This window comes from Vibrio sp. CB1-5, from assembly GCF_059412285.1.
This window is the reverse complement of the sequence record NZ_JBJHPB010000024.1, coordinates 68,246-83,492: the sequence shown is the minus strand read 5'-3', so window position 1 is coordinate 83,492 and position 15,247 is coordinate 68,246. Positions and strand designations below refer to the sequence as shown.

Here is a 15,247-nt window from a genome sequence, read left to right as displayed (position 1 = left end):
TCGCTATGCGACTAGGCCTTCTAAAAGGTGTTAGCTTCTTAACTTACAAGCATTACTCATTAAGAGCGCTTTAAAATTAATCAGTTAAGCTAACTCATATCGATAAGTTACAAAATTAGCGCTCTATCACACTTCTCAATGAACTAAGGGAATGATACCCTTGTTACGTTATAACATTAGCCATCAGAGCCACTCCGTGAACGCCCCAATCCTTACAGTCAACCAGCTTTCAATCCAGTCAAAAGAACGCATCTTGTTCCAAGGTATTCAGTTCGACATTGGCGCAGGTGAAATGCTTGCGGTAATGGGTCCTTCTGGTATTGGTAAGTCTATGCTATCAAAGGCGATTGCTGGATTTACTCCTGATTCAATGTCAGTTTCAGGCGATATCCTCTTAGCGGGCACCAACGTAAGTAATGTGTCCATGATAGAACGAGCACCAGAGCAGCGCCCAGCGTTTATTTTTCAGGATGCTCTGCAGGCTCTGAATCCTCTTGTAACCGTTGAAGCTCAACTGACGCTGGCACACACCGGTTGGTACACCAAGCCCAAGACAGATGACCGAAGCACTATCGTCGCATTACTCACTCGACTTGGCTTCTCTGACCCTTCAACAATCCTCAAGCTTTATCCAAGCCAGCTATCTGGCGGTCAAAGACAGCGAGTCTGCATCGCAATCGGACTGCTAAGTAAGGCCTCTCTGCTCATTGCGGACGAACCAACGAGTGCGCTAGACCCAGTGACGGAACAAGAGATCCTAACGCTAATCAGAGAGAGTGTAAGAAATACCAATATGGCTGGCATTCTGATCACTCACGATCTCCATAGTGCATTAGAGTGCGACAAAATGGTGGTAATTGATGAAGGCCGAGTCATTGCCTACGGCGAGCCTCGCCATACGCTCGAGTGCAGCGAACATGATTTTTGCCAATCTTTAAGAGGATTGATCTGATGCTAGCTATTTCCTCGGGACAGGCTGTTTCTTTCGAACAAGCCAAGCGTGCAGAGAACGCAGCAGTATCAAGTGTACTGTTTGACGATGTAAGTGTGTACCACTACTCAGTGCCTAAGTGGTTGGGCGGTAAACCTTTTAAAGCGCTCGATAAGGTGTCGCTCAAGGTTGCCGAGCGCAGTGTGGCGATTGTCGGTCCTTCAGGCGCAGGCAAATCTACAATGATTGAACTCTTGTTTGGATTACGCTCGCCGCAAGAAGGTCGCATCAAGGTGTTAGGGCACACGCTGCCTATCGCCTCTAGCAAAGAGCGTCTTGCTCTGTGTAAGCAGATCCAGCTAATCCCGCAGGAGCCACATACTAGCCTCAACCCTTATTACACCGTTGCTCAAGTGTTGATTGAACCACTGGAAAGTCTAAGTATTGAGGGCAACCATCGGCACAAAGCCCAACGAGCACTAGAAGAAGTTGGGCTTCGACCAGAACTATTAGCCCTGACGCCAAGCCAACTCTCCACAGGCCAAGCACAGCGCGTAGCGATTGCCAGAGCGCTTATCGTTGAGCCTGAGTTACTGGTTGCCGATGAACCCACCAGCAACTTAGACCCCGTTAACCGCCAGCGTCTTATTGATCTGCTGAACACACTCAAGCAACAAAGAGCACTTAAACTCATTTTAGTCACACACGATCTCGGCGCAGCCAGTGCATTGTGCGATGACATTGTGGTCTTAGACCAAGGGCAAGTCGTAGAGCATGAATGCGCAACTCGCATTATGAACGCCCCGACTCACCCAACAACCAAGGCATTAATCCACGCCCAATCGCTATCTTCAGCGGTGAATAAACACAACACCAACTCACAAACATAATAGAGAACACTAACCATGCGTTTCCATTCAATTAAATTGGCATGTGCGCTTGCCTTAGCTTTGCCATTGACAGGCTGTTTTGATTCCAAAGAAGAGGCTCAAAATGCCGCGAGCGATACTGCAGTAAAATCTGAGATTCGAGTGGCTATGATGCAGCCACCGCGCACCGGTCTATCGCCACTTTCAGACGATGCTTTCAAGCTATCTCGTTGGAGCACGGCGGAAACGCTTATCAACCTAACACCTAAATCAGAAGCAGAGCCAATGCTTGCAACGGCATGGGAACAAATTGAACCACTAACTTGGCACTTTACGATTCGTGAAGGCGTCAAATTCCACGACGGTTCAATGCTGGACGCTAATGCTGTAGTAAACTCACTTCAAAAAGCACTCGACGCCGCGCCAAAGCCGCGCATCCTTGATGGTATCGACCTTGAAGTCACAGCATTAGATGCAAACCACGTTGAGATAAAAACGACCTTCAACGACCCACTGCTTCCAAGCCGACTATCAAGCCCTCAGTTGGCTATCCTAGCAAGCAGTGCCTACCAAGATAATGGCCGTGTTATTCCAACTGGAGCTGGCACAGGTCCATTCGAACTCGTTGAAATCAACGGCACCACCAGCGCTAAGCTGAAGCGTTTTGATGGCTACTGGGGCGAGAAAGCTAAGATTGAAACGGTTATCGCAGAATACGTTCCGAATGGCTTCGCTCGCGCAGCGGCTCTTCGCACTGGTGCCGCAGACCTAGTGGAAGCTGTACCCGTTTCCCAAATCGCAACACTGGATGAGAACTTATTGCACGAAGTGGCCATGCCCCGCACCAACACCCTTTACCTCAACAACCAATCTGAGGTATTTAGCCAGCTTGAACTTCGTAAAGTTGCTGCAGCAGCGATTGATCGCGAGCAAATCATTCGCACCGTTTACGAAAACCATGCTGATATTGCAGAAGGCCTGCTTGGTCCAGCACTGGCTTGGGCTGCACCTATTCGTCCAGAAGCGGCACCTCTAGAAAAAGGTAAAAAAGCCAACGGTGAGAAAATCTTGATCGGTACTTTTACTGACCGTGCAGAGCTACCAGAAGTTGCAGCACTACTGAAGCAGCAACTAGAGGCAGCAGGCTTTCAGGTAGAACTTGATATCCGCGAGTACGCGCAAATCGAAAACGATGCACTTTCTGGCAAGTTCGATGCCTTCATCCTCTCACGTGCCACTGTATTAGACTCAGGTGATCCCGTTGCTTACATGCAAAGTGATTTTGGCTGTGAAGGTTCATTCAACTTAGGTCAATTCTGTTCAGAGGCCGTTGACGACGCACTCACTCACGCAGACCTACAGCCCCTAGGTGAACAGCGCCAAAAAGCCATCATTGCTGCCGAGCAAAAAATACTTGGTGATTACGCTGCGATCCCACTGCTGCACGAACGTGTAGTTCAAGGAGAAAGCGAGCGTGTAACCGATGCGGTTCGTGACCCTAGCGAGCGCCGTCTAATCGACGTACAAACCAAGGTTAACTAAGCCTAATGATGTCTGCTGGTGCCCCTAGACTGTCGTTAAACGCGTTCGCCCCTTGGCTATCGCGTTTCGCTTCTCTTATTGTCGTTGTGATTCTTGTTGGCTTGATGCCGGATATTGCCGGTATCGATCCGAGCCAATCCATTCTTCGAGCGCGTGCTGGTCAGCAACATATGCTGACGCCCGAAGCACTTGCGGCGGTGAGAGAGGATCTTCAGCTCGATCGCTCTGCCACAGAAAGACTGATTGATTGGCTCGGTGATGCGCTTCACGGCAACCTCGGTGTGTCCTGGATAGATGGCACATCGGTCTCTGACGGCATTCAGCAGACATTGTTTACCTCTATTTTCTTAATGTTAGTCGCACTTGGGCTGACGTTTTTACTGTGCAGTCTTGGTTTACTGCACACGCTCTATCGATGGAAAACCAATAAGCTTAATCAAACCCACAATAGCTTGAGCACGATACTAATATCGCTGCCAGAGTATGTGGTAGCCTCGGTGCTGATCCTTGTTTTGTCTATTTGGTTGGGTATTTTCCCACCTTATGGCTGGCAAAGCTGGCAACACATTTGGCTACCTAGCTTCGCATTAGCGCTGCCAGCAAGTGGACTGTTTAGTCGATTGCTTAGAGACAGCTTGCAGCGAGTACTGAATGAGCCTTGGGTCATTACTTGGTTGAGCGCGAATGTGAGTTCAAACCAAATTTTTCGGTTTGCAATAAAGCGAGCCATAAGCAGCCTGATTCCGCAGATTTCGATGATCATGATTGGTTTGACCGGCGGCGCGGTTGCGGTTGAGCAGATTTTCTCAATTCCTGGTATTGGCCGGCTTATTCTCGGTGCTGCCAAAGCACAGGACTTACCAATGCTACAAGGTGGACTGTTAGTACTGCTACTGATCTCGATATTTATCAGCAGTATTGGATTACTCATCCAGCAATGGCTGCTGGGACACAGCTTAAAAAGTGGCAAACTGATCAGTAGCCACTCAACTTTCTCGCTTACTTCAAGTAAAGGAAAGCGCCTTACTGCCTACTCAATTTTTGCTGTGCTGTTCCTTGTTGTCTGCTGGTCGCTGGTTGCTGATCCTTATACCAGTCAATACGTTAGATTAGCAGCACCAAACCTTGAAGCGCCGCTTGGTGCTGACGGCATCGGCAGAGATCTAATGGCGCGCATTGGCGCTGGAATGTTATCGACCTTTAAAGAAGGCTTTATCGCTACCTTACTAAGCCTCCTCGTTGGTATTCTATTGGGTTTCAACACTCGAATTAGCCAAGGCCTTATCGAGATAACCAAAGGCGTACCGTACATCATTGCTGGTCTGTTGGTTGCGGGGTTAACTGGAATGCATCCAAGTAGCGCAATGATTGCCATTGTTTTTGTGTCATGGGCACCACTCGCAGCGCATTGCTCAAGCTTAATTACCGAAGCAAAAGCGCAACCCTACACCCACTTAGCCCCTATTTGGGGAATAGGCCGCGTTAAAATACTCAGACATTACATACTGCCTTATGTGATGCCACCTCTATTGAGACACGCATTGCTAAGACTGCCCGTGATTACCTTAAGCCTGACAGCACTAAGTTTTATTGGTCTTGGAGCAAAGCCGCCTTCACCTGAATGGGGTTTGATGATTGCAGAGAATTTGCCTTATATAGAACGAGCACCAATGGGTGTAATGGGACCAATAGCAGGCCTTGTTATGATGGGCGTTGCCATCAATTTGTTGTTTGATGATTAAACTGTCCATGATCCGAATCAAGGTAAAAACGCGTGCAACAAGATTAACATCTCGCAACACGAAATCTTGAGATCATTAAGATCTAACATCGCTCTCAATATAAAGCCTGATAATGAACAATAACAACTCTCACATTACCCTCGAAATGATCGACGGTGCGATCGCTAAAGTCGAATCAGCAAACCACATTTCCCTAGACGGTTTGAAAGTGCTTCTTAACCTACAGCCAGAGCAAACGGTGGAAATGTTTGGAGCGATGCGCGCTCTTGAGTCCATCGATGACAAATACAAACAATTGATGACCAAGTATCCACAGCTACTGGACAATGCCCAGCACGTTTTGGAAACCTCCATCCTGCTAGGATAAGTTGACCAACATATAGATTTTGCGCGCTGCACTCTCTTATTTGGCGCGCTCAATTGCCTCCATTCCAGCGCTTTACTAACGCAACCCCAACGCCCTCGCCTACCCTGATAATAAACACAATTGAACATATCTCTATTGCCAACCATACTGATATGTAACCTTTTTCCTTTTCGCTGGAGACTGTTCATCACTATTTTGATTTGAACGCTCACAGACTCTCAGAATGCAGGAAGCAATGTGCGATGCCGGAATCTAACCAACAATTCGAACTCATTTTCTTTGAAGAAATGGCTGAACATCTTGAAGAGATGGAATCCCTGTTACTTGAAATGAACCAAAATGATGACGAGTCTGACTTGGCGGATAAACTCAACGCTATTTTTCGGGCAGTTCACTCGATAAAAGGTGGCTCTGGTATTTTTGGTTTTGACGATATTACTCACGTCAGCCACGTTCTCGAGAACTTACTCGATAAGCTACGCAATCATCAAATTACCCTCACCCAAGCCGTTGTTGATGCCCTGCTTAATGCCCGTGACTTGCTCGACGTACTCAAAGGTTCCTATCAAACCGATCACGACTCAGCGTCATTCAAATCGCAAATCGATACTCTGTGTGATGAGCTGCAGCGCGCAACAGTGTCGCCAGAGACTCCATCAACAAATTCAGAGGCTGCCCCTTTCTCCATCAACGCCCCCTTGTCCGCGGCGGAGAAATCAACCATCAAAGTCCTTTTGGTTGAAGACAGTAAGGTGATACAAAAAGTCGCCAGTTTCACTTTAAACAAGATTGGCTTTAGTTCCGTAGAGGTTGCAGAAAATGGCGAGCATGCACTAGAGATCTTAAAGGCCTCGCAAGACGAGCCTTTCCAACTGATTCTCCTCGATTGCCAAATGCCGGTTATGGATGGATATCAAGCGACTGAAAAGATACGACAAGGCGCGGCGGGAGAGACACACAAGAGCGTAACCATTATCGCCATGACCGCAATGACGGGAGAGGAAGAGCAGCAAAGATGCATAGAAACAGGAATGGATGATTACCTGTTAAAGCCAATGAAAGCCGAACTAGTTGAGAAAAAAATAAACCAATGGCGCGGCAAAATACTCCCAAACTCTGAGCCAGCACCGTCCCCTACGCCCTCATCACAGCCGCGAAAAACCGTCAGCAATCAACGCGCAATCCCTGCGACCAAATCTCTGGAGTCAACCTCAATTCGGGTGAGCACGCAAAAAGTCGATCAGCTCATCAACCAAGTGGGTGAGCTCATCATCACTCAGTCTATGTTGCAAAAACTGACCTTCGATTTAGGGCTAAACAGCAACGAACTGCTCGCTGGTAGACTCAACCAGCTAGAAGCAAACACCAGAGATCTTCAAGCCACCGTCATGTCGGTACGCATGATGCCTATCGGCACCGTATTTGGCCGCTTTCCACGTATCGTAAGAGATCTTTCCCACGCCCTGAATAAAGAGATTCAGCTCATTATCGAGGGTGAGCAAACACAGCTCGACAAAGGCTTACTCGAAATGCTGGTCGATCCGCTCACTCATTTGGTTCGCAATAGCATTGACCACGGCATCGAGGCACCTGAGCAAAGAGCAGCTCTCAACAAGACACCTCACGGCACAATTACCTTGTCTGCGGTGTATCGCGGCGGTGACGTCATTGTCCATGTCGATGATGACGGTGCAGGTATCGATCCACAAAAAATCCTCGCAAAAGCCAAAAATAACGGGCTGACGCTGTCTCAAAACATGAGCGAGCAGGACATATTTCAATTGATCTTTTCTGCCGGTTTCTCAACAGCAGAACAAGTCACCGAAGTCTCTGGTCGAGGCGTGGGCATGGATGTGGTCAAACGTAATATCGCTAGCATGGGGGGCACAGTAGAAATAAGCTCCACTCTCGGGATAGGTACCAGAATGTCGATCCGATTGCCGCTCACCCTTGCCATACTTGAAGGGATGTCGATCAGTGTCGGTGAGCATGTCTACATTATTCCACTGACGAATATTGTCGAGTCGCTGCAACCAAAACAGCACGATCTCAAAAAACTTAACAGCGGCGAAACTATGATCAAAGTGCACGATGATTACATCCCAGTGCTTCGATTGCATAACTTCTTCAATCTAGACACCGACATCACCGAACTGAGCGATGGCATTATGGTGCTGCTCGAACACGGCAGCAAAACCATTGCCTTATTTGTTGATAGCCTACTCGGGCAGCAGCAAGTGGTGGTTAAAAACCTAGAGAACAACTTTCGCAAAATCCCTTGTGTTTCCGGCGCCACCATCATGGGAGACGGCCGAGTCTCGCTGATCTTGGATGTTGCCGATTTGGTTCGCCAGCCCGATACCTTGCACAGCAAATAACCGCCATCAACAAGTTAACTTGGTATAAGCCAACTATTTCCTAAACTATTTTCAACTCTATCAGTTCATTGCTCATAATGTGCTCACCTAAGGAGTGACATTCACCCAATGCAACAGATAACCACTTTGGAGATAGGAGCGAAAATAGTGAACAGCGCCTCCGACAACGACAACCAATCCGACGCAAAAGGCTACTTAACCTTTTGGCTTGGTGAAGAATATTACGGCATCGATATTCTCACGGTTCAAGAGATCATCACTTACAGTCAAGTGACTGCCATCGCCAACATGCCAACCTACATCAAAGGGGTCATGAACCTCCGTGGCGTGGTGATACCTATTGTGGATATGCGGATCAAGTTTCAGCTTGAAGACGTACGCTATCACGACATGACCGTCGTTATTATTCTCAATATCGGTGAGCGTATCGTTGGCATTGTGGTCGATAGCGTCGCTGATGTGGTTGCCATTGATGCCAACGACATACAACCTGCCCCAGACTTCGCTGGTGCACTTGATACCAAATACATTCAGGGGCTCGCTTCGCAAAACGAGCTCATGCTTATTCTTATTCACATCCAAAAACTGATGACCAGCCGTGACATGGCACTGTTCGAACAACTCGATAGTGACGCTTCGCTTGTCCACGACAATCAGTAAGGTTATGCCCATGAGTAACAATGACCAAGAATACCTTATCAAAGAAAACGAGATACTGGTGTCAACCACGGACATGTCTGGGCGCATTACTTTTGCCGATGACAATTTTGTCCGCGTCAGCGGTTTCTCAAAAGAAGAGTTAATCGGAAGTCCGCACAACATTGTTCGCCACCCAGACATGCCGAAAGAAGTGTTTGAAGATCTTTGGCGCGAGATCAAAGCCGGAAACTGCTGGTCAGGGATCCTCAAAAACAAACAGAAAAATGGCGGCTTCTACTGGGTAAAATCCGATGTGACCCCTCTATACAAAGACGGGAATCAACTTGGTTTCATGTCTGTTCGCTCCATGCCCGATAAAGCCGAACTCGATAATGTCAAAGCGCAGTATGCGAAGTTCAAAGACGGCGAACAAGATGACCACGTCATACAAAGTGGTAAGGTGATGAAAAAGCACCGGACCAACCCACTGCGTGCACTTACCATTAAACAGCGTCTGTTTGGCTTAGTCGCTATGGCTACCTTTGCCCTGATTACTGTCCTCGGTATCGGCATACACAGTTCATACACAGAAAAAGAAGCCGTTGAGCACCTTTACAACAATCATATCGAGTCCTATAGCCGACTTCATAGCATGGACAAACTCTGGATAGAGAATCGTTTATTGCTGCAATCTCTACTGCTACCCAACAGCTTTGACTATCACGTCACCTCGGGGCAACAGCTCAAGCAAAACACGACCGAGTTAGAGCAGCTAAGCGCAGCACTGATCAACAAATTTGATACTGAACACGCCTCCACCATTGAGAAGTATCGAGCCATCGCCAACCAAAGCACTCAGCTTGCAACCACAACCCTACCTGAAATTTACAGCACTCTGATGTCAAGCGATGCCAGCCTTCACGACAGTGAACTGTTTAGAACTCGCGTTTCTGTCGCCATTGCAGAAATCACCAGCTACGAAGACAATCTCGGCGCTTTGATTAGCGAGAACCGAGTTCAATCTGCGGAAATCTATGACCAAAGTAAGCAGGTATTCTGGTTTGAAGTCGCCTTGGCCTCGGCCATCACCCTGCTGTTTATCGGCATCTACTTGGTGTTTGCGTATCTGTTTAGCCACGACATCAATCGTCGACTCAAAGATATCCGCCGTTACTTTAAACGACTCGTCAAACAGGACTATCTGTTTGACATTGATATCAAAAACAACGACGAAATTGGCCAAGTTCTCCAGTCACTCAAAGTCATGAAAGTTCAATTAGCCCATAGCATGGAAAGCGTACGCCAAAAAGCAGTCTCGGCGACGCGAATCAAAATCGCGTTAGACAACGTGAGTACCAACATGATGATTGAAGACAGTGACCACACCATTATCTACGTCAATCCAGCCATCGAAGGTATGTTTGAGCAAGCCCAGCAAGAATTCCAAACCTTAGCTCCTGATTTTGATGCCACAAAGCTTGTGGGATCCAAAATCAAAGATCTAAATATTCCAGGGCTCTGCCCTCCACCCCACCAGCTCAGCTCTGCGAGTGGATTCGAGCAAGAGCCACCTTCAGCCAATAAAGAGCAGGTGCAGGAAGTGGATATCAACGGCCGCATTTTCCGCATCGTCAGTAATCCTGTTATCGACGCATCAGGCCAGCAAATTGGTTATGTGACCGAATGGTCAGATCGCACCACAGAGATCGCGGTCGAGAAAGAAATTGAGCATGTCATTGCCTCAGCCGTTGATGGTGACTTCACCAAACGCATGGCGCTTGATGGCAAGACCCCATTTTTCACCATGCTGTGTGGCAACATGAATCGCTTGCTAGAGATAAGCGAAGTGAGTTTGGCTGACATTGTTTCCGTGCTGTCTGCGTTAGCCAAAGGCGATCTCACCGCACAAATTGGCGCCGATTATTCTGGTGCTTTTGGCGAGCTTAAAACCAGCTCGAACCTTACTGTCAGTAAGCTCAAAGAGATGATTCAACATATAAAAATCTCGGCTGACACCATCAATACTGCGACCAAAGAAATTGCCATTGGCAACATCGATCTCGCGCAGCGCACTGAAAAACAAGCGCGCAGCCTTGAAGTGACCTCATCCAGCATGGAAGAGCTAACAATCACCGTAAAACAAAACTCCGAGCACTCCAAACAAGCCAACCTGCTTGCGAAACAAACCTCAGACAATGCACGTAAGGGCGGCGAAGTTGTTAAGCAAGTGGTTGATAACATGTCAGAGATCCATACTAGCTCACGAGAGATCATGAACATTATCTCCGTCATCGACAGCATTGCTTTTCAGACCAATATTCTCGCGCTCAATGCGGCTGTTGAGGCTGCCCGAGCTGGAGAGCAAGGACGTGGATTCGCTGTTGTTGCTACCGAAGTTCGTAACTTAGCACAGCGCTCTGCAGCGGCGGCCAAAGAGGTTGAGAGCCTGATTAATTCGTCAGTGAATAAGATTGAGACCGGCTCGAAGCTGGCCTCACAAGCCGGTGACTCTATTTCTGGCGTGGTTAATTCCATTCAAGATGTGGCACAGCTGATTGAAGAAATCACCCAAGCCTCAGTTGAGCAAAGTACGGGGATAGATCAGGTGACGCAAGCAATACTAGAAGTCGATGATGTGACCCAGCAAAACTCTGCTTTGGTGGAAGAAGGCTCCGCGGCAGCCAGTTCGCTCGAAGAACAGGTGGCTAACTTAGCGCTCTATGTCTCGGTGTTTGATACTGGGGATCAAAATGTCAGTGACACAGGAGAAGTGCAACTTCCCGCTCAGGAGAACCATTTAAGACCCGTCAGTCCTCGTCTGCTTTCCAACAGTGACAATGAGGATTGGGCTGAGTTTTGATGATCGTACATACTCATTTTGAATATACCGACGATGACTTTGCTGCGATCGCTTCCCTTATCTACAAAAGAGTCGGGATAGACCTTCACAGCAACAAAAAAAAACTGGTCTACAATCGGTTAGTCGGAAGATTAAGAGCGCATCAACTGACCCGTTTTGCTCAGTATATTGCCTTGCTTAGCGACCAATACCACGTTGAGTGGGAGTACTTTGTCAACGCGCTCACCACCAATTTAACCTATTTCTTCCGTGAGCCTTATCACTTTACGTTCCTCAAGCAGCATGTTCGCGACCATTATGTTGGTAATAGAGTCACTGAGCCAATCCGGATCTGGTGCAGTGCCTGCTCAACCGGTGAAGAGGCATACAGCATTGCTATCACCATGGCAGAGGCGTTTGAAAGCTATCAGCCTCCGGTCAAGATATTGGCGACGGATCTCAACACGCAAGTACTCGCGGCCGCAAAGCATGGATGCTATACATTGGATCAATTAGGAAGCACGAGTGAGGAGCAAAAAACACGCTTCTTTAACTTTAATAAAGCGGCGAAACTGTACGAAGTAAAGCCAGAGATACAAGCGTTGGTGCACTTTAAGAAACTGAACCTTATGGATCATCAATGGCCGATGCAAAAGCAGTTTCACGCCATTTTTTGTCGAAATGTGTTGATCTATTTCAACAGGGAGACCCAGCACTCTATCCTAACCAAGTTCGCGAATTACTTACCGAAAAACGCCTTGCTGTTTCTCGGTCATTCTGAAAGCTGCCCAGCGGAGCAAACGCCGTTCAAATTGCTCAAACAAACCACTTACCGACGAGTATAACAACGATGCTAAAAATACTTATCACCGATTCTAATAATGGTACCTGCCAACATCTAAAAAGCATCATCAGCAGTCAGTCCAACATGACGGTGGTCGGCGTCGCCCATGACGCTCATCAAGCCAGAGCGTTGATTAAAGAAGTCGAACCCGACGTGGTCACGCTCGCCATCGAATTGGTTGGTATGAATGGTCTTGCGTTTCTCGGCAAAATTATGACACTGCGTCCTATGCCAGTTGTCGTCATTTCTCAGCTTTTCTCCAATAACCCATTACTCGCCAAACAAGCCATCAAACTGGGCGCAGCGTCCTGCATTCAAAAGCCAAATTTATCCGCAGTGTCAGCAAGCCATTTTGATTCCTTCGCACGAGAGGTGATCAAAAAACTCAGAGAAGCGAAGTCTCAGTTCAAACGCGCGCAGCAAACCATGCATAATCAAAGCTACTCATCACCACTAAGACCGACATTGCAAAACGAGTCAGCATCAGTGTCGACAAGGCAAGTATCCCATCGACTCATTGCCATTGGCGCTTCAACTGGGGGAACCGAAGCCATTACCACACTACTTCGATGCCTGCCGGAAAATAGCCCCGGTATTGTCATTGCTCAGCACATGCCTTCAGGCTTTACCAGTTCATTTGCCTCACGGCTACAAGGTCTATGCTCGGTTCAAGTACAAGAAGCGCGCCATGATGAAGTGATCAAATCTGGCCACGTCTACATTGCGCCCGGCGGCTACCATCTAAAAATACTAAAACGCGCTGGCTGTTTTTACACACAACTCAACGATGACGAGCCACTCAATCTCCATAAACCTTCGGTTGACGTTCTATTTGAGTCCGTCGCTGAGCAAGCAGAAAAAAGGGGCATTGGTATCATTCTTACTGGGATGGGAAAAGACGGTGCGCTCGGCCTATTAAAAATGAAGCAAGCAGGCGCTATGACCTACGCACAAGATGAGCAAAGCAGTGTGGTGTACGGCATGCCAAGAGCGGCCAAGAACTTAGGAGCTGTATCGAGAATACTGTCGCTTGAAGCCATCACGACTGAGCTGATTAATATTGAATCGGTGGTCAGTTAATAGTGAATGCCTTTGTTACCGAACTTGGCCGCTAAAAATTTAATGAACTAATAGAACACACCGAATCACCCTGAAAATTTCATATCTCCTTAAAACAGAGTTGCCACCGTCTATCAAGCTCAAATTGATTCAGGGTAAACACTTCATCTTTGTCTTTTGTAGGCCATTTATACTTGGCTTTTTCAAGACGTTTATACCAGAGAGCAAAGCCTGTATTATCCCAGTACAACACTTTGATTTTGTCGCGCTGTTTATTGGTGAACAGGAACAGTGCGCTCCCCAAGGGTAAGTCGGTGTCACTTTCGATAATCACCGTGAGGCCGTTGATAGACTTTCTAAAATCGACACTCTCACGATATAGACAAATCTCTGGAGCACTGAGCATGTGCCTCAAGCAGTAGCGCCGATGAGTTCTGCCAGATAGACTACTGGCGTGCCTTGAGGGATGCTAAGTTCAACATCATTGACTAGCAGCGTCATGTTAGCCGTTACTACTTGAGCTTGATACTTTGTTGTCTTTTCGATGACTTCAGCTCTGACAAATCCAACTGGCGTTGGTCGCATTACAGTTTGAAGTTGGCGCCGCTTGGCAATTAGAATACGGGGTTTATGATGCGCTTACTTTAGTTCCATCGAATTACGCAACAAAGGCAAACATTGAATCGCAACCTCGACAGCTCCCAATAATGGTATAGTCTTTACTATGGTAGCTATCGAGAATTACAAATCAAGACACGTAATTATGTGAATATTCTTGGAACCTCAGCATCACCAAAATTAAATAAGTCAGCATACGCATTCCCATTTAGACCCAATAAGTCCCTATATGCCATATGAATGTGTTCGATGGTCAGATTTTGCCCATTAATCTCATCTCGCTCCATTGTACTTAAATTGAACTTGTGCAAGTTATGGAACTCATCAGTACTGCCTACTACTTTATTCCCCCAAGATGGAGCATGACGCATGAATATTGAGCTACCTACATTCCAGTGGTCTTTTCCGTTATCCTTATTATAATAAGGTGTCCTACTAAACTCTGAGGTTAATACTATGGTTAATTTATCATGAATATTGAGTAGCTCTGAAGCATACCATATATAATCAATCACATCATTTAATCGACTCAGCTGCCTATCATGACCTGCATCATGGTCAGTATGAGTGTCAAAGCTACCAAAGGTAAAATCTGCTGCATTTGTTTGATTAGTAGCAAAAGCCGATAAAATGATATTCACAGTGTCAGCATTATGAGGTGGACTCTCTAAGTTAGAATATGTCGTATAAAAGTCTGAGAATGAACTACTGGTTGTTTCAAAATTAAGCATTCGATCAATCAACACCTGATCTTGGTTCAAATTTCCCACCTTATTTGCTAACGACTGAAGCCTTTTAATTCTAGCCTGTTTGATTAACTCTAATTCATGATCTGTGATCAATTTATAACTATGCCTATCACCTCTTGTCTGGTTAGGGTTAAGTTGAGGGTTAGCTGCACGCTGCAAGTTATTTTTAAAAGCGCTAGATAATTCCGTAACCGGAACAATTCCCATGCTGTTACCAAAGTTGGACGCTGACAAGTATGACAACAATGGTTGCTCAGCTTGAGATGCCGCAAAGAGCGCTGTAATTGATGGATGGCTTTCGACAAACTTTCCAGTCATACTCACCAAATGCCCACCAGCATGGTTGGTTGTCTTAACATCAATTCCATTCACAACACACATTTTTTGATAATGCTTCTCAAAAAAAGCTTGATTATTTGCAAATGGCGCGTAGCGAATGTTTCCTACTTGCTGAGTAGATTGTGTTCTTGACCAAGTTGTAATTTCTTTTGCACCAACCGTATTCTCCTTTGGGTCACAATAGCTTGTTACATCCCATCCTCCTCCAGCATGAATTAGAAAAAAATACTGTGGATTCGTGGGTGTTGAAGCCCAGGAAATAGTTGGCATTGCAGCCACAGAAGCAGAAGCACCTAATAGCTTAATAAACTCTCGTCTGTTCATAGTCTGC

Annotated in this window: 12 protein-coding genes and 1 pseudogene; 10 read left to right on the top strand and 3 right to left on the bottom strand. The window is 46.8% G+C overall.

What is annotated here, in order from left to right; translation table 11 throughout:
* Nucleotides 1-196: 196 nt before the first annotated feature.
* From ACJB0T_RS16420 to ACJB0T_RS16375, 10 genes are all read left to right on the top strand, one after another.
* Nucleotides 197-952 carry an ATP-binding cassette domain-containing protein gene (locus tag ACJB0T_RS16420; protein WP_479292211.1) on the top strand — a complete coding sequence of 252 codons (756 nt, stop codon included), beginning with the start codon at nt 197-199 and terminating at the stop codon, nt 950-952.
* Entirely contained in the window at nt 952-1,821 is an 870-nt protein-coding gene (locus ACJB0T_RS16415) for an ABC transporter ATP-binding protein (RefSeq protein ID WP_479289261.1), read from the top strand. Before ACJB0T_RS16420 ends, ACJB0T_RS16415 begins: the two co-directional genes overlap by 1 nt.
* Nucleotides 1,822-1,836: 15 nt before the next feature.
* Nucleotides 1,837-3,342 (top strand): ABC transporter substrate-binding protein, encoded by a 1,506-nt coding sequence (locus tag ACJB0T_RS16410; RefSeq protein ID WP_479289259.1) that lies wholly within the window; start codon nt 1,837-1,839, stop codon nt 3,340-3,342.
* 5 nt (nt 3,343-3,347) lie between these two features.
* Entirely contained in the window at nt 3,348-5,084 is a 1,737-nt protein-coding gene (locus ACJB0T_RS16405; RefSeq protein WP_479289257.1) for an ABC transporter permease subunit, read from the top strand.
* A gap of 112 nt (nt 5,085-5,196) precedes the next feature.
* Nucleotides 5,197-5,451, top strand: coding sequence for a hypothetical protein (locus tag ACJB0T_RS16400; protein WP_479289255.1), 255 nt, complete (start codon nt 5,197-5,199; stop codon nt 5,449-5,451).
* A 242-nt stretch (nt 5,452-5,693) separates the two neighbouring features.
* Entirely contained in the window at nt 5,694-7,829 is a 2,136-nt protein-coding gene (locus ACJB0T_RS16395; protein WP_479289252.1) for a chemotaxis protein CheW, read from the top strand.
* Between the two features lie 108 nt (nt 7,830-7,937).
* Nucleotides 7,938-8,489 carry a chemotaxis protein CheW gene (locus tag ACJB0T_RS16390; protein ID WP_479289250.1) on the top strand — a complete coding sequence of 184 codons (552 nt, stop codon included), beginning with the start codon at nt 7,938-7,940 and terminating at the stop codon, nt 8,487-8,489.
* A gap of 10 nt (nt 8,490-8,499) precedes the next feature.
* A complete protein-coding gene (locus tag ACJB0T_RS16385) occupies nt 8,500-11,328 on the top strand; it encodes a methyl-accepting chemotaxis protein (protein WP_479289248.1) in 2,829 nt (942 codons plus the stop codon).
* The gene (locus ACJB0T_RS16380; protein ID WP_479289246.1) at nt 11,328-12,152 is read left to right on the top strand and encodes a CheR family methyltransferase; all 825 of its coding nucleotides are present in this window, start codon (nt 11,328-11,330) and stop codon (nt 12,150-12,152) included. The genes ACJB0T_RS16385 and ACJB0T_RS16380 overlap by 1 nt, the downstream gene beginning before the upstream one ends.
* Before the next feature lie 5 nt (nt 12,153-12,157).
* The gene (locus ACJB0T_RS16375) at nt 12,158-13,231 is read left to right on the top strand and encodes a protein-glutamate methylesterase/protein-glutamine glutaminase (protein WP_479289244.1); all 1,074 of its coding nucleotides are present in this window, start codon (nt 12,158-12,160) and stop codon (nt 13,229-13,231) included.
* Nucleotides 13,232-13,310: 79 nt separating this feature from the next.
* On the opposite strand, the gene tnpB is transcribed toward ACJB0T_RS16375, so the two are convergent.
* The 3 genes and pseudogenes from tnpB to ACJB0T_RS16360 form a co-directional block, all read right to left on the bottom strand.
* The gene (tnpB, locus tag ACJB0T_RS16370; protein WP_479289243.1) at nt 13,311-13,616 is read right to left on the bottom strand and encodes an IS66 family insertion sequence element accessory protein TnpB; all 306 of its coding nucleotides are present in this window, start codon (nt 13,614-13,616) and stop codon (nt 13,311-13,313) included.
* A gap of 5 nt (nt 13,617-13,621) precedes the next feature.
* A pseudogene (locus tag ACJB0T_RS16365) lies at nt 13,622-13,822 on the bottom strand (IS66 family insertion sequence element accessory protein TnpA); the annotation flags it as partial.
* Between the two features lie 149 nt (nt 13,823-13,971).
* On the bottom strand, nt 13,972-15,240 hold the full coding sequence (locus ACJB0T_RS16360; protein ID WP_479289241.1) for a DUF1501 domain-containing protein: 1,269 nt from the start codon (nt 15,238-15,240) through the stop codon (nt 13,972-13,974).
* Nucleotides 15,241-15,247: the final 7 nt, after the last annotated feature.

Coding starts and splice junctions, on each gene's coding strand:
- ACJB0T_RS16390 (WP_479289250.1), top strand. CDS start 7,938: ATGCAACAGATAACCACTTTGGAGATAGGAGCGAAAATAGTGAACAGC.
- ACJB0T_RS16410 (WP_479289259.1), top strand. CDS start 1,837: ATGCGTTTCCATTCAATTAAATTGGCATGTGCGCTTGCCTTAGCTTTG.
- ACJB0T_RS16400 (WP_479289255.1), top strand. CDS start 5,197: ATGAACAATAACAACTCTCACATTACCCTCGAAATGATCGACGGTGCG.
- ACJB0T_RS16395 (WP_479289252.1), top strand. CDS start 5,694: ATGCCGGAATCTAACCAACAATTCGAACTCATTTTCTTTGAAGAAATG.
- ACJB0T_RS16380 (WP_479289246.1), top strand. CDS start 11,328: ATGATCGTACATACTCATTTTGAATATACCGACGATGACTTTGCTGCG.
- tnpB (WP_479289243.1), bottom strand. CDS start 13,616: ATGCTCAGTGCTCCAGAGATTTGTCTATATCGTGAGAGTGTCGATTTT.
- ACJB0T_RS16375 (WP_479289244.1), top strand. CDS start 12,158: ATGCTAAAAATACTTATCACCGATTCTAATAATGGTACCTGCCAACAT.
- ACJB0T_RS16385 (WP_479289248.1), top strand. CDS start 8,500: ATGAGTAACAATGACCAAGAATACCTTATCAAAGAAAACGAGATACTG.
- ACJB0T_RS16360 (WP_479289241.1), bottom strand. CDS start 15,240: ATGAACAGACGAGAGTTTATTAAGCTATTAGGTGCTTCTGCTTCTGTG.
- ACJB0T_RS16415 (WP_479289261.1), top strand. CDS start 952: ATGCTAGCTATTTCCTCGGGACAGGCTGTTTCTTTCGAACAAGCCAAG.
- ACJB0T_RS16405 (WP_479289257.1), top strand. CDS start 3,348: ATGATGTCTGCTGGTGCCCCTAGACTGTCGTTAAACGCGTTCGCCCCT.